9 protein-coding genes are annotated in these 13905 nt (G+C 64.0%); 6 read left to right on the forward strand and 3 right to left on the reverse strand.

Annotation, left to right across the window (positions count from 1 at the left end; all coding sequences use genetic code 11):
• Positions 1-58: 58 nt before the first annotated feature.
• Together F3H41_RS15980 and F3H41_RS15985 are read right to left on the reverse strand one after the other, a co-directional pair.
• Positions 59-1720, reverse strand: a complete 1662-nt coding sequence (locus F3H41_RS15980; RefSeq protein ID WP_149739689.1) for an electron transfer flavoprotein-ubiquinone oxidoreductase — start codon at positions 1718-1720, stop codon at positions 59-61.
• Between the two features lie 339 nt (positions 1721-2059).
• Positions 2060-4111 carry an FIST N-terminal domain-containing protein gene (locus tag F3H41_RS15985; RefSeq protein WP_188129495.1) on the reverse strand — a complete coding sequence of 684 codons (2052 nt, stop codon included), beginning with the start codon at positions 4109-4111 and terminating at the stop codon, positions 2060-2062.
• A gap of 245 nt (positions 4112-4356) precedes the next feature.
• Here F3H41_RS15985 and F3H41_RS15990 point away from each other — a divergent pair, with 245 nt between their 5' ends.
• The 4 genes from F3H41_RS15990 (at position 4357) to F3H41_RS15995 (ending at position 7338) form a co-directional block, all read left to right on the forward strand.
• Positions 4357-5229: a uracil-DNA glycosylase gene (locus tag F3H41_RS15990; protein WP_149739691.1), complete on the forward strand. Its 873-nt coding sequence runs from the start codon at positions 4357-4359 to the stop codon at positions 5227-5229.
• Between the two features lie 142 nt (positions 5230-5371).
• Complete coding sequence (locus F3H41_RS21325; protein WP_188129496.1) at positions 5372-5548, forward strand: hypothetical protein; 177 nt, start codon at positions 5372-5374, stop codon at positions 5546-5548.
• Positions 5549-5623: 75 nt separating this feature from the next.
• Positions 5624-5773 carry a hypothetical protein gene (locus F3H41_RS21330; protein ID WP_188129497.1) on the forward strand — a complete coding sequence of 50 codons (150 nt, stop codon included), beginning with the start codon at positions 5624-5626 and terminating at the stop codon, positions 5771-5773.
• Between the two features lie 284 nt (positions 5774-6057).
• Complete coding sequence (locus F3H41_RS15995; RefSeq protein WP_149739692.1) at positions 6058-7338, forward strand: MFS transporter; 1281 nt, start codon at positions 6058-6060, stop codon at positions 7336-7338.
• A 3-nt stretch (positions 7339-7341) separates the two neighbouring features.
• Here the strand turns inward: F3H41_RS15995 and F3H41_RS16000 are convergent, their stop codons facing one another.
• Positions 7342-8280: a DMT family transporter gene (locus F3H41_RS16000; protein ID WP_149739693.1), complete on the reverse strand. Its 939-nt coding sequence runs from the start codon at positions 8278-8280 to the stop codon at positions 7342-7344.
• 371 nt (positions 8281-8651) lie between these two features.
• On the opposite strand from F3H41_RS16000, the gene pepN reads away from it, so the two are divergent.
• Both pepN and F3H41_RS16010 read left to right on the forward strand, forming a co-directional pair.
• Positions 8652-11300, forward strand: coding sequence for an aminopeptidase N (gene pepN, locus F3H41_RS16005; protein WP_149739694.1), 2649 nt, complete (start codon positions 8652-8654; stop codon positions 11298-11300).
• A 238-nt stretch (positions 11301-11538) separates the two neighbouring features.
• Complete coding sequence (locus tag F3H41_RS16010) at positions 11539-13899, forward strand: PAS domain-containing sensor histidine kinase (protein ID WP_188129498.1); 2361 nt, start codon at positions 11539-11541, stop codon at positions 13897-13899.
• The last annotated feature ends 6 nt before the right edge of the window (positions 13900-13905 follow it).

Below are 13905 nucleotides of genomic sequence, written 5' to 3' on the forward strand. Positions count from 1 at the left end.
GGCGTGTGCGCCTTCGAACGGGGCCCAGGCGGGGCGGAGTTCGTCCGCCCCTTCCCCGTCACATATTCGGATAGACCGGACCCTCGCCGCCCTGCGGGGGCACCCAGTTGATGTTCTGGTTGGGGTCCTTGATGTCGCAGGTCTTGCAGTGGACGCAGTTCTGGGCGTTGATGACGAAGACGTCCTTGCCGTCCTTTTCCACCCATTCGTAGACGCCGGCCGGACAGTAGCGCGTGGACGGGCCGGCATAGACGTCGAGTTCGGAGGTCTTCTGCAGTTCCGGGTTCTTGAGCTGCAGGTGGATCGGCTGGTCTTCCTCGTGGTTGGTGTTCGACAGGAACACAGAAGAGAGACGGTCGAAGGTCAAGACGCCGTCCGGCTTCGGATAGTCGATCTTGGTGTGCTTGGCAGCCGGCTCCAGCGAGGCGGCGTCGGTCTTGCCGTGCTTCAAGGTGAAGGGCGAGGAGCCGAAGATCTGGTTGATCCACATGTCGAGACCGCCGAGCGCCACGCCGATCGCCGTGCCGAACTTCGACCAGAGCGGCTTGACGTTGCGCACCCGCTTCAGATCCTTGCCGATGAGGCTGCCGCGCCAGTCGTTTTCGATCTCCACCGGCTCGTCATTGGCGCGGCCCGCTGCGATTGCAGCCGCCAGGCGGTCGGCGGCGAGCATGCCCGAGAGCACGGCATTGTGGCTGCCCTTGATGCGCGGCACGTTGACGAAACCGGCCGAGCAGCCGATCAGCGCGCCGCCGGGGAAGGAGAGCTTCGGCACCGACTGGTAGCCGCCCTCGGTGATGGCGCGCGCGCCATAGGAAAGCCGCTTGCCGCCCTCGAAGGTGCCGCGGATCGCCGGGTGCGTCTTGAAGCGCTGGAACTCCTCGAAGGGGTAGAGGTAGGGGTTCTTGTAGTTGAGGTGCACGACGAAACCGACGGCGACCATGTTGTCTTCGAGGTGATAGAGGAAGGAGCCACCGCCGGTCTTCATGCCGAGCGGCCAGCCGAAGGAATGCTGCACGAGGCCTTGTTTGTGGTTCTCGGGCTTGACCTGCCAGAGTTCCTTGAGGCCGATGCCGAATTTCTGCGGCTCGCGGTCCTTCTGGAGATCGAACCTGGCGATCAGCTGCTTGGCGAGCGAACCGCGCACGCCCTCGCCGATCAGCACATATTTGCCCATCAGCGCCATGCCGCGCGTGTAGGCAGGGCCGGGCTCGCCGTTGCGCTCGATGCCCATGTCGCCGGTGGCGACACCGATGACGGCGCCGGCCTCGTTATACAGCAGCTCGGTGGCGGCAAAGCCCGGATAGATCTCGACGCCCAGCGCCTCGGCGTGGCCGGCGAGCCAGCGACAGACATTGCCGAGCGAGACGATGTAGTTGCCGTGATTGTTCATCAGGGGCGGCATGAAGGCGTTCGGCAGGCGCACCGAGCCGGCGGGCCCAAGGAAGAGGAACTGGTCGTCCGTCACTTCGGTCTTGAAAGGATGATCGCTTTCCTCGCGCCAGCCGGGCAGCAGCGCATCGATGCCCACGGGATCGACGACGGCACCGGAGAGAATATGCGCGCCGACTTCCGCGCCCTTTTCGAGCACGACGACCGACAGGTCCGGATTGACCTGCTTCAAGCGGATCGCGGCCGAAAGGCCGGCCGGGCCGGCGCCCACGATCACAACGTCGAATTCCATGCTCTCGCGTTCGGGAAGGTCGGTGGCGTCGCTCATCGTCTCGTCTCCCGCCGCCTGGCGCGGCTCTTGTCTGTTTCGGGCCGGATCCTGCCGGTCTTGCCCCATGTTCCTGTCAAATCCGTCATCGCAAATGCAAAACGCCTTGTCGAGCCGGGATGCGACAGCGACGCTTCGCAATGCGCATGGGGTCATGACCGGGCATAATATTGACATTGACGTAAACGTCAATATTCGGCGACCAGCAAGATGGCGTCACGTCAGTGGAACGGGCAGCGGAAAACGAGCGATGCCGACACGACGGTCGTGCCGGCATGCAAGGGAGGACGAAACCGGATGGCGGGCTGCCAAAGATCGCCCCTGCCCTTCGGCAGGTTCTTATCCGTCGATGCGCTTCAGGCGGTCCATGTCCTCATCGACCTGCGCCATCATGTTGCGCTGCTGGCGCGACATCTGCTCCACCTGCCGCATCACCTCGGAGATGCGCTCGAAACCGCCGAAGAGGTCGCCAAGCCGCGTGAAGATGTCGGAATAGCCCTGCTGGGCGCTGTCGATCTTCTCTTCGGAGACCTGGATATGCTGGCCGAGCACATTGAGGCTGCCCTCGACCTGCGAGAGCGATTCGCGGCTGCGGTCGAGCGTCGACTTGGTGTCGGTGGCAAGGCCCCGTACCTCGTTGGCGACGATGGCGAAGGCGCGGCCGGCCTCTCCGGCGCGCGCGGCCTCGATGGTGGCATTGAGGGACAGCAGGTTCGTCTGCATGGTGATCTTGTCGATGATGCCGACGATATCGTTCAGGCGCTGCATCATGGTCGCGACCTTGAGGAACTCCTCGCGCAGCACGCCGCGGCTTTCCCCCGCCGAAACGCCGGCAATGCGCGTTTCCAGCTCGCCGCGCATGCCTTCGACGCGCTGGCGCACGCCTTCGGTCTGGCTGACGACCTGATCGAGCTCGCTGGACAGGCCGCTCGACTGATCGACGAACGCCTTCAGCCGGCCGATGACCTTCTTGCGCAGGCCGTTGATGAGCTGCTGCTGGCTGAGACGGCATTCGGTGAAATAGCGGGCGAAGCGGGCATAATGGGCGGTGAAGCCATCGACATAGGCATCGGTAAAGGGCGTGCCCTCCGGCACCTCGAAGAAGACGACGGCGGTCAGCGTCTGGTTGACATTGATGCCGAGCAATTCGCCGAACGTGGAGAAGCCGGCAGCAGGAATGTCCCAGGCCCGATCGAGGCTGGCCAGCGCCTTCTGATTGTTGAGGCGGCGCAGGATGCAGTCGTTGAGGACGGCCGCGAGCGGCTTCGGCTTGTTCTGGAAGAAGGCACGCATGTCGGCCGTCGTCTGGCCGGCAAAGTCGGTGGCGCGGACAAGATGCAGTTCGTCGCCGGGATTGACGTCGCAGTAGAAGTTGACGGTGCCGCGGTCGATGTCGATCCCGGCGACAGAGCGGATGAAGTAATCGCCGCCGACCTTCAGGGCGAAGGTGTAGCCGTTCAATCGGTCGTTCAACTCCTGCGGCCGGCAGTTCATCATGCGGGCCATCGCCTCAACGACCGGCACGACTTCGACCGTATCGGGATCGACGGCGGCGCGGACCTGCCGCGTTTCGGCCGAAGCCTCGAGCACCAGCAGCGACTTGCCCGTGGGGGCAAAGTTCTGGCTCTTCAAAACACCGTAGCGGATGCCAGGCGCCACCTTGGCGAAGACGATGACGGCGTGATTTTGCAGCATACGGCCATCGGCGGCGAGCAGGGTCTGGCGAAAATCCAGCTTGCCACCGGCCGAACCGCCGACGAAGAGACAGGGGAAGCGGCCGGATTCGTAGATCGCTTCCATGAAATAGTTTTCACTCGCCGACAGGCCGTCAATGAGGGTGAAGGCGACGGTGTCGCGCGCATCGACATCGAAAGGCAAACGGATGCGGGAGAGCGCTCCCGCCATTTCCGCGACGCGCTGATCCTGCGTGAGGCGGATCTGACCGGCGCGAATATCGGCATTGGCGAGCGGCACGGTCTGCACGGAAATGGCGCCGAGAAGATCGGGGCTGAAGATCTGAACGATGACGTTGTCCCAGCTGTCCCCGCCCCGGCAATAGAGCGGCCCCGGCGCCTGCGGCCCGCCGCACAGTTCGCCGGCCGTCGTCGTGGCAACGAAGGGAACCGTGCCCGCCCGCTCCCGCACCAGCTTGCAGACCGCTGCGAAATCGACATGCGGCGAGACATAGATGAAGGCGAAGCGCGCCGGGCGTCCGGCAAAGACGAAAGCATCCGGCGAGACGCCGGTCAGGCGCATGTCGGTGCGCATGACACGCATCGGGTCGGCTTTGGCGCGCGCGGCATTTTCGGCCTCGCCGTCGGCGGGTGAGTGGGGAGGCTGCGCGCCACCGGACGGCTGCGCCGCCCTGTCCGCTTCGAGATACGCGGGCAAGGGGGACGCCGGGACCATCTGGTGGGCCACGGCGGACCGTCGTGTCATCAAACGCGCAAACATTAAAAAATCACCTCCTGCTTATTTAAGCGAAAGTCGACGCTACGGAGGCGCTTTTAACAAGGACTTAAGGATACCGACCAAAAGACATGTGCTGCCCCGCCAGCCTTGACCCCCGTCAATTCCAGGCGTGAAAAATATTTCTGCCCTGTTCTTCCCACCTCTCGATCCGCTAAGATGGGCCGATGACCCCAGACACGCTCGATCAGTTTTCCGCCGCGGAACTCGCCGCCCTGCTGGCATTCCATGCCGATGCGGGCGTGGACTGGCTGCTGGAGGAAAGCCCCGTCGATCGCTTCGTCGCACCGCGCGCAGCGACGGGCGAGGCGCGGGGCCAGGCGGCGAGCGCTGAGCGGGCGCGCGCTGAGACGGGCGGCGCGACACGGACGGCGCCACAGCGCGGTCAGCGGGCGACGCCCCCTTCCCCGACCCCGGCGGCAGGACCGGTCGCGATCCCCGACGAGCAGGCCGTCGCGGAAGCCCGGCGACTGGCCGCAGCCGCGACATCCGTGGAGGCGCTGAGCGAGGCAATGCGCGGCTTTACCGGCTGCAACCTCAAGAACTCGGCGCGATCGACCCTGTTTGCCGAGGGTGAGCCGGGCCGTGCCTTGATGATCGTCGGGCCTGTTCCCCTTGCCGACGACGACCGGGACGGCAGGCCGTTCTCCGGGCGCAGCGGCACCATGCTCGACCGCATGCTGGCCGGCATCGGCCTTTCTCGTGATCAGGTGACGCTGACCACGGCCATTGCCTGGCGGCCGCCGGGCAACCGGATGCCGACACCGCGCGAGGCAGAGATCTGCCGTCCCTTCATCGACCGGCAGATTGCGCTCTTCCGGCCGCAAAAACTGCTGCTGCTCGGAAACTTCACCGCGCGCCTGCTTCTTGGCAGCAACGAGACGATCCACGACCTCAGGGGACGCTGGCATCGGCTGACCTTTGACGGCCATGAGGTCGATGTCATGGCGACGCATCACCCGCAGGACATGGCCGCCACGCCGGAGAAAAAGAAGCAGGTCTGGGCCGATCTTCTGGCCCTGAAGGCCGGTCCTCGCTGAACGATCGGGCGCATCTCAATTCTAAACAACTGATGAAAAAAGCCATGCAAATTGCGCATGGCAGCGCCGCTCCCTGCTGCCTTGCAAAAACCATGCTGCGGCGCAATATGACAGTGCGGGAGGACTGGATAAGGATCAGACCATGACTGCCCGCTTTCGCCCCGTTCACAGCAGCTTCGAGACGCTTCGCCAAGCCGGCAATGCGCGTCGCGCGTCTGTTTTCGCCTTCGGCAGCGCAGCCAACGAACAACTGACCGCAGCAAGCTATGCCCGCGTCGTGCGTCCCTGCCCCTTGCATGCCGAAGCGCTGGTACGCTGACGGCGGATAACGCGCTTTCAGGCTTTGCGCCGGAGACCGGCGAAGGGCTCACATCTTCAAGAATGAGGCCATGACATGACGACCGTTCTTTCCCCGATCCGCACGCTGCTGTCCGGCGTTGACGATATCCGCACCGCCGTCAGCGCGTCGCGCGAATATCGCCGCTTGGCCGGTCAGCCGCAGGCACGCATGCCTGTGATCAGCAACCTGCTGCCGCAGGGCTGACGGCACGGGTCACTGCGAGCCTGACGTACCCTGCGCCATATGCGCCTCAGACATCATTTCTTCCGCGCTCTCGCGAGCCTGTGTTCCACGATGATCATGGCACGGGTGCAACGATCCAGCGTCCGCTCGTCGCTTCTGCTCTCCGCGTCGATCCCCTGACACTTGCGTCATCGCCTGTCGCATTTCACGGGACAGTTCGCTCCCGGATACCGCAAAGTGGTGTACTGCACAGGTACGTCCCGAAAGTGGGCGACCTTTGCGAACCGGGCGGTTGAGGGGTCGATATGTTTGCGAGTCTGGCGTCTGTCCTCAGCCTGATGCTCTCCACCCTGCTGATGATGGTCGGCTTCGGGCTGCAGAGTTATGTGATCCCGGTTCGGTCCGTCGCCGAGCACTGGTCGACGCTGACGATTTCCTGGTTCGCCACGGGCTATACGATCGGTTTCACGCTTTCCTGTTTCGTCACGCCGCGCTTCATCTCCCGGGTCGGGCATGTGCGCGTCTTCACGGCGCTGGTCACGCTGCTCTCGGTTGCCGTGCTGCTGTGCGGGCTTTTCGTCGACTGGCGGGCCTGGATCGTCTTCCGCTTCATCTCCGGCCTTGCCATTTCCGGCAGCTATCTCGTCATCGAGAGCTGGCTGAACGAGCGGGTGACGAATGAAAACCGCGGCATGCTGTTTTCGCTTTACCTCATCACCACCATGGTCGGGACCATTGGTGGGCAATATCTCGTGCCGCTTGGCGATCCCACCAACACGACGCTGTTCATGCTGTGCGGCATCATCTTCTCGCTGGCGCTGCTGCCGACGGCGCTGAGTGCCTCGGCGCTACCGGCTGCACCCGCCAGCGTGCGCTTCAATCTCGCCGGCCTCTTCCGGCGCTCGCCGGTGGCGGTCGTCGGCGCCTTTGTCGCCGGCGCGATCTCCGGCGCATGGCTGAATCTCGGCGGCGTCTTTACCCAGAAGACGGGACTTTCGACGGCGGAAGGAGCAACCCTGCTCGCCGCCGTGCTGGCGGGCAGCTCGATCGCGCAAATTCCGATCGGACGCCTCTCCGACCGGATCGACCGGCGCCTCGTGATGGTCGGATGCGGCATCTTCGGCGTGTTTTCCTCGATTGCCATGATGCTGGTGACCGGCAGTGATCCGACCATCCGCTATGTCGTGGCGGCCTTCGTCGGCGCCGTCATCTTCCCGATCTACGGGCTCAACGTCGCCCATGCCAACGACCTCGCCGCGCCGACCGATTATGTCGAGGTCTCCTCGGGCATGATGATCGTCTATGGCATCGGAACGATTTCCGGCCCCCTGATGGTCGCCCCGGTGATGGATACATTCGGGCCGGCCGCGCTGTTTGCGGTCATGACGGCCTATTTCGCGCTCTACGGCGGCTATGCGGCGTGGCGCATCACGATGCGCCGGGAAACGGACGGCATGGTGGGGAAAACGGACTTCCAGCCCAGTCCCGTCCCGCAGCCCGGTCTCGACCCGGCCGGCACCTTGCAGCAGGCGGCCAGTGAAGCCGAGACGTCCGCCGAGGACGAAACGCGGCCACTACCCGGTTGAGCGTCACCCCTGCGGCGTCATCGCCTTGCGGGCGGCGCGGCGTTCGAGGCCGAGGCGGTGTTCCCGGAAGATGATGAAGATGCCGGCGGCGATGACGATCAGGGTTCCGACGAGCATGTGCAGGGTCGGCACGTCGTCAAACAAGAGATAGCCGATCACGGTTCCGAGCAGGATCGAGGTGTACTCAAACGGCGCGATCGTCGACATGTCGGCATGGCGGTAGCTTTCCGTCAGCAGGATCTGCGCAATGCCGCCGCAGATGCCCGCCACGGCGAGGAGCAGGAAGGCATTCAGCGACAGCGCCGTCCAGCCAAACGGCAGCGACAAAAGCGAAAAGAGCGAAGCGCTCAAGGAGAAATAGAGCACGATGGTCTCGGTACGCTCGGAGCGCACCAGCTTGCGCACCAGCACCATGGCCGTGGCGCCAAGCGTCGCGGACAGGAGAACGGCGAGCGCCCCAAGGGCCTCGCTCGCCCCGACGCTGCCTTCAGAAAAGAGGGTGAGGCGCGGCCAGACGATGATGATCACCCCGACGAGGCCGACCGCGACCGCCGACCAGCGATAGAGCCGCACCGTCTCCTTCAGAAAGAGCGCTGCGAAAACAACGGTGAGCAGCGGCATCGCATAGCCAATGGCGATCGCCTCCGGCAATGGCAGATGGATGAGGCCGTAAAAGCCGCAGCTCATGGCGAGAATGCCGACGAAGCCGCGCATGATGTGACCGCCAAAATCACGCGTGTGGAAAGCGGCGAAGAGCCGCCCCGTGGCGGACAGATAGGCGATGATCGGCAACAGAGCGAAAGCGGAGCGATAGAAGGTGATCTGGCCGGTCGCGATGTCACTGCCGGCAGCCTTGATGCAGGTGGACATCACAAGGAAGACGATGACGGAGGCGATCTTCAGCGCAATGCCGCGCAAGGGGTTCGGATGGGCATCATGCATCGTGTCGGGAATTCCTGCCTGGGGCGCGCCTCTCGCCCTGCCGCCTCTCGCACACCGCTCTTACGGCAATTCGTCGGCAGACGGGATCAATTCTCGTGATACATGCCATGATTTTGGAGATGTGAAGGGCTTTTCTTGTCTATCCTGATATCGTCAGTATTGGGCAGTGATGATGTGTCGAAAGATGGCACAGTCTTTAGCGATTGTTAGTGGGATCACCGTAAAGATCGGCAGCCTCGCCTTACGCGCTGCCATTCGGCGGTCCTTCGGCGGAGCCCCGATGACCGGCGCGGACAGAAAGCGGTGGTGCGGGCAGCAGTTCAGGACCGGCAGGAGCCTCTGGGGGGTGCCGGCCGCAAGCGGGAAGCACTATGCGCACACAGACGGGCCAGATCGTTCACCTTGCCGACTACAAGCCGTTCGACTTCATTCTTGAACGGGTGGATCTGACCTTCGAACTGGACCCGCGTGAAACCAAGGTCGAGGCACGCCTGATCTTCCATCGGCGCGAAGGCGCAGACCCCGCCGCGCCGCTCGTGCTGGATGGCGATGACCTCGTCTTGAAGGATCTCCTCTTCGATCAGGAGCCGATCGAGCCCGGTCGTTTTACCGCGACGGATACGAGCCTTGTGATCCGCGACCTGCCGGCCGAGGCGCCTTTCGAGATCACCATCGTCACCGAGCTTTCGCCCGAAACCAACACGCAGCTGATGGGGCTTTACCGCACCAGCAACGTCTATTGCACCCAGTGCGAGGCGGAAGGCTTCCGCCGCATCACCTATTTCCCGGATCGTCCCGATGTCCTGTCGGTCTATACGGTCAACATTATCGCCGACAAGGCATCCTCCCCCCTGCTGCTGTCCAACGGCAATTATCTCGGCGGCGCCGACATGGGCGATGGCCGCCACTTCGCCGCCTGGTTCGATCCGCATCCCAAACCGAGCTATCTCTTCGCGCTGGTCGCCGGTGACCTCGGCACGGTGGAAGATCGTTTCGTGACGATGTCGGGCCGCGAGGTGACGCTGCGCATCCATGTCGAGCACGGCAACGAGCCGAAGGCGGCCTATGCCATGGATGCGCTGAAACGCTCGATGACATGGGACGAGCAGGCCTTCGGGCGCGAATACGATCTCGACATCTTCATGATCGTCGCCGTTTCCGACTTCAACATGGGGGCGATGGAGAACAAGGGTCTCAACGTCTTCAACGACAAATACGTGCTCGCCGACCCCGAAACGGCGACGGATGCCGACTACGCCAATATCGAGGCGATCATCGCGCATGAATATTTCCACAACTGGACCGGCAACCGCATCACTTGCCGCGACTGGTTTCAGCTGTGCCTGAAGGAAGGCCTGACGGTCTATCGGGACCATGAGTTTTCCGCCGACCAGCGCTCGCGCGCCGTCAAGCGCATCGCCGAGGTACGCCACCTGAAGGCCGAACAGTTCGCCGAGGACGGCGGGCCGCTGGCCCACCCGGTGCGCCCAAATACTTACAAGGAAATCAACAACTTCTACACGACGACGGTCTACCAGAAGGGCAGCGAAGTGACGCGCATGATCGCGACGCTGCTCGGCCGCGACGGTTTTCGCAAGGGCATGGACCTCTATTTCGACCGGCATGACGGCGAGGCCGTGACGATCGAGGATTTCGTGCGCTGTTTCGAGGACAGCAGCGGACAGGACCTTGCGCAGTTTTCGCTGTGGTATCGTCAGTCCGGCACGCCCTTGGTGACGCTTTCGGGCGCCTATGATGCCGGTCGCCAGACCTTCACGCTCGATCTCGAGCAGATGGTGCCGCCGACGCCGGGCCAGAGCGCCAAGGAGCCGATGCACATCCCGCTGACCTTCGCCCTGATCCTGGAAGATGGCAGCCAGGCGCAGCCGTCGCGGGTCGAGGGCGCGCGGGTCACCGCAGACGTGCTGCATCTGACCGAACGGCGGGAGAGCGCCGTGTTCCACGGCATCGCCTCGCGGCCGGTCCTGTCGATCAATCGCGGCTTTTCCGCGCCGATCAATCTGCAGTTTTCGCAAAGCGCGGCCGACCTTGCGCATATTGCGCGCCATGAAAGCGACCTCTTCGCCCGCTGGCAGGCCATCAGCGATCTGGCGCTTCCCGATCTCGTCAACGCGGCACACGCCATCGTGGCCGGCAAGGCACCTGAATGGAACCCTGTCCTGATCGCCGCGCTGCTCGACATCGCCGCCGATCTGAAGCTTGAGCCGGCTTTCCGCGCCATGGCGCTGACGCTGCCGGCCGAGGCCGATATTGCACGTGCCATCGGCGCCAATACCGATCCCGATGCGATCCATGCCGCGCGCGAAAATCTCTTCACCAGGGTTGCTGAGAGCGGTGCGCCGCTTTTTGCGAGGCTCGTCGACACGCTGGCCGCGACCGGCGCCTTTTCGCCGGACGCCGACAGCGCAGGCCGCCGGGCGCTGCGGGGCGTGGCGCTCGCCTTCCTGGCCGCCGCCGAACGCGCACCGGGATCGATCAAGGCCGCCTTTGACGCCGCCGACAACATGACGGATCTGTCGCAGGCGCTGTGCATTCTCGCCCACCGGTTCCCCGATCACGCCGAAACGGCGAATGCGCTGGCGGCCTTCCGTGACCGGTTCGGCACCAATCCGCTCGTCATGGACAAATGGTTCTCGATCCAGGCGACCATTCCCGGCGAGGGAGCCATGCCGCGCATCGAGGCGCTGGTGGCCGACCCGATCTACAATGCGCAGAACCCGAACCGCGTCAGGGCGCTGATCGGCAGCTTCGCTTTCCAGAACGGCACCGGCTTCAACCGCAAGGACGGTGCCGGATACCGGCTGCTGGCCGCGCAGGTGCTGGATATCGATCCGCGTAACCCGCAGCTCGCCGCGCGTCTGCTGACGGCCATGCGCTCCTGGCGCTCGCTGGAGCCAGCCCGCGCCGCTGCGGCCCGCGCAGCCCTCGAAGACATCGCCGCGGCAAGCCCGCTGTCGGCCGATGTCGGCGATATCGTCGAGCGCATGCTGAAAGGCTGATGGCACGACCGTGCCGCCTTGTCTTTCCGCTGCCGCTTTCCCTGGCGGCAGACGCCCGCCGGTCCGGTGAGACGGTCATCCTTGCTGGCAAAGTGTTGCAGGCCAGTCGCGCTTTTCCTCGCGCGGAATCAGAACCTTAACGGATCGTTACTTTTCCGCTGGACAAGGCGAATCACCTTTGATTCATTGACGATAGATTCGGGCGAGCGGCGCGGCGAATCATCAAAGGGTGACAACATTGGCAAAGTTGGCGGATGCGCAGCGAGGGCGCGCAGCCGGTGAGACATGGCGTGTCCGGATTCCCAATATCTGGTCCGGTCCGTCAAGTTTCGTCGATCAGATGCGGGTGTTTGCCGGACCGGCCGGTGCGCGGTTCTCTCGGGCCGAGCCCATCCTCAAGCGGTCCATCCCGATCCTCATCATCGCTTTCCTGATCGTTGTGGCGCTGGCGCGCGCCAGCAGCATCATGCTCGAGCATGAGCGCATGGATGCGCAGATGCGCCAGCAGGGCATGCTGGCGGCGACGCTGGTCAGTACCAGTTTTGCCAATGATGGCGCCGCACTCTTTGTCGAGGCGGCCCGCCCCGCCGCGGAAGCCCGTCTTGCCCAGGTGCTGCAACCGGGCATGCTGCCGGCCGGCAGCTTCATTCTGGCCGTGCGGGCCGATGGCCGCGTTTTCGCCAGTTCGCCGGAGGGTGCGCTCTATGTGGGCCGAAACCTGTCGCAACTCGCGCCCGAGGTCGCTGTCTCACATTTCTTCGGCGACAAGGCCGCTTCCGTTCTCACCGCAGCGCTCGACGGCGAAAGCCACATCGTGGCGCGCTCGGAGATTTCGGGTGGCGCCGGCTTCGTGCTATCGGCCACGCCGCTGGCCGTGGTCGACAAATACTGGCGCGATGAAATCTCCCTGAATGTCACGCTGTTTGCCGGCATTTCCTCGATCCTGCTGGTCATTCTCTACGCCTATTACATCCAGGCGAAGCGCGCCCGCGATGCGGATGCGATCTTTGCCGAATCCAACCTTCGGGTGGAGACGGCGCTGTCGCGCGGCCGCTGCGGGCTGTGGGATTTCGATCTTGCCAACCGGCGGCTGTTCTGGTCGCGCTCCATGTATGAAATGCTCGGCATGGCGGCGCAGAACAGCGTGCTCTCCTTTGCCGATGCCGCACGCCTGATGCACCCGGAAGACAATGCGATCTACCGTGTTGCCCGCGCGATTGCCCGCGGCGATGTCCGCCACATCGACCACGTCTTCCGCATGCGCCATGCCGAGGGTCATTTCGTCTGGCTCAGGGCCCGTGCCCAGCTGATCCGCACGGCCTCCGGCCGCCTGCATCTCATCGGCATCGCCATGGATGTCACCGAGCAGCATCGCCTCGCCCAGCGTTATGCAGAGGCCGACCAGCGGCTTGCCGACGCCATCGAATGCACCTCGGAAGCCTTCGTGCTCTGGGACAAGGCCGACCGCCTCGTCATGTGCAACACGCATTTCCAGGAGGCTTACAAGCTGCCGGACGACGTGCTGGTGCCCGGCGTCGAGCGCGGAACCGTGCAGGCCGCCGCTGCCCGCCCGATCATCGAGAGGCGTATCGCGGATGCGCAGTCGTCCAACCATTCCAAGACCACCGAAGTGCAACTGGCCGACGGGCGCTGGCTGCAGATCAACGAGCGGCGTACCCGCGACGGCGGCCTCGTCTCCGTCGGCACGGATATCACCGCGCTGAAACGTCACCAGGTCCGCCTGCGCGAAAGCGAACGGCGCCTGATGGCAACGATCGGTGACCTCTCCGCCTCGCGCCAGACGCTGGAGCGCCAGAAGGCCGAGCTGTCGATCGCCAATGCCAATTACCAGGCGGAGAAGGAACGCGCCGAGGCCGCCAACAAGGCCAAGTCGGAATTCCTCGCCAATATGTCGCATGAGTTGCGCACGCCGCTGAACGCCATTCTCGGCTTTTCGGAAATCCTGCAGAACCAGATGTTCGGCCCGCTGGGCTCGGAGAAGTACCACGAGTATTCCCGCGACATCCACGATAGCGGCCAGCATCTGCTGCACGTTATCAGCGACATTCTCGACATGTCGAAGATCGAAGCGGGGCATATGCGCATCACGACGGAGGTCATCGACCTTGCGCCGCTCATCGACGAAACGCTGCGCCTGACCTCCATCCCGGCCGAGCAGAAGAACATCCGCGTCGAACATGCTGTCGATAGCGGCCTGACGCTGGTAGCCGACAGACGCGCCATGAAGCAGGTCCTGCTCAACCTCATGTCGAATGCGGTGAAGTTCACCAATGACGGTGGCAGCATCATGCTGCGCGCCCGCAAGGTCGCCGGCGCCGTCACGCTAACCATTGCCGACACCGGCATCGGCATCCCGCGCGCGGCGCTGCGCAAGATCGGCCAGCCCTTCGAACAGGTGCAGAGCCAGTATGCCAAGAGCAAGGGCGGTTCCGGCCTTGGCCTCGCCATCTCCCGCTCGCTGACCCATCTGCATGGCGGACGCATGAAGATCGTTTCGACCGAAAATGTCGGCACGATCATCACCGTGCGCATTCCCGACCACGTGGCCGATCAAGGGTTCGAGCAGGCGGTGGCCTGAGGGAGA

Source organism: Rhizobium sp. RU20A, from assembly GCF_900155885.1.
Taxonomy (GTDB): Bacteria; Pseudomonadota; Alphaproteobacteria; order Rhizobiales; family Rhizobiaceae; genus RU20A.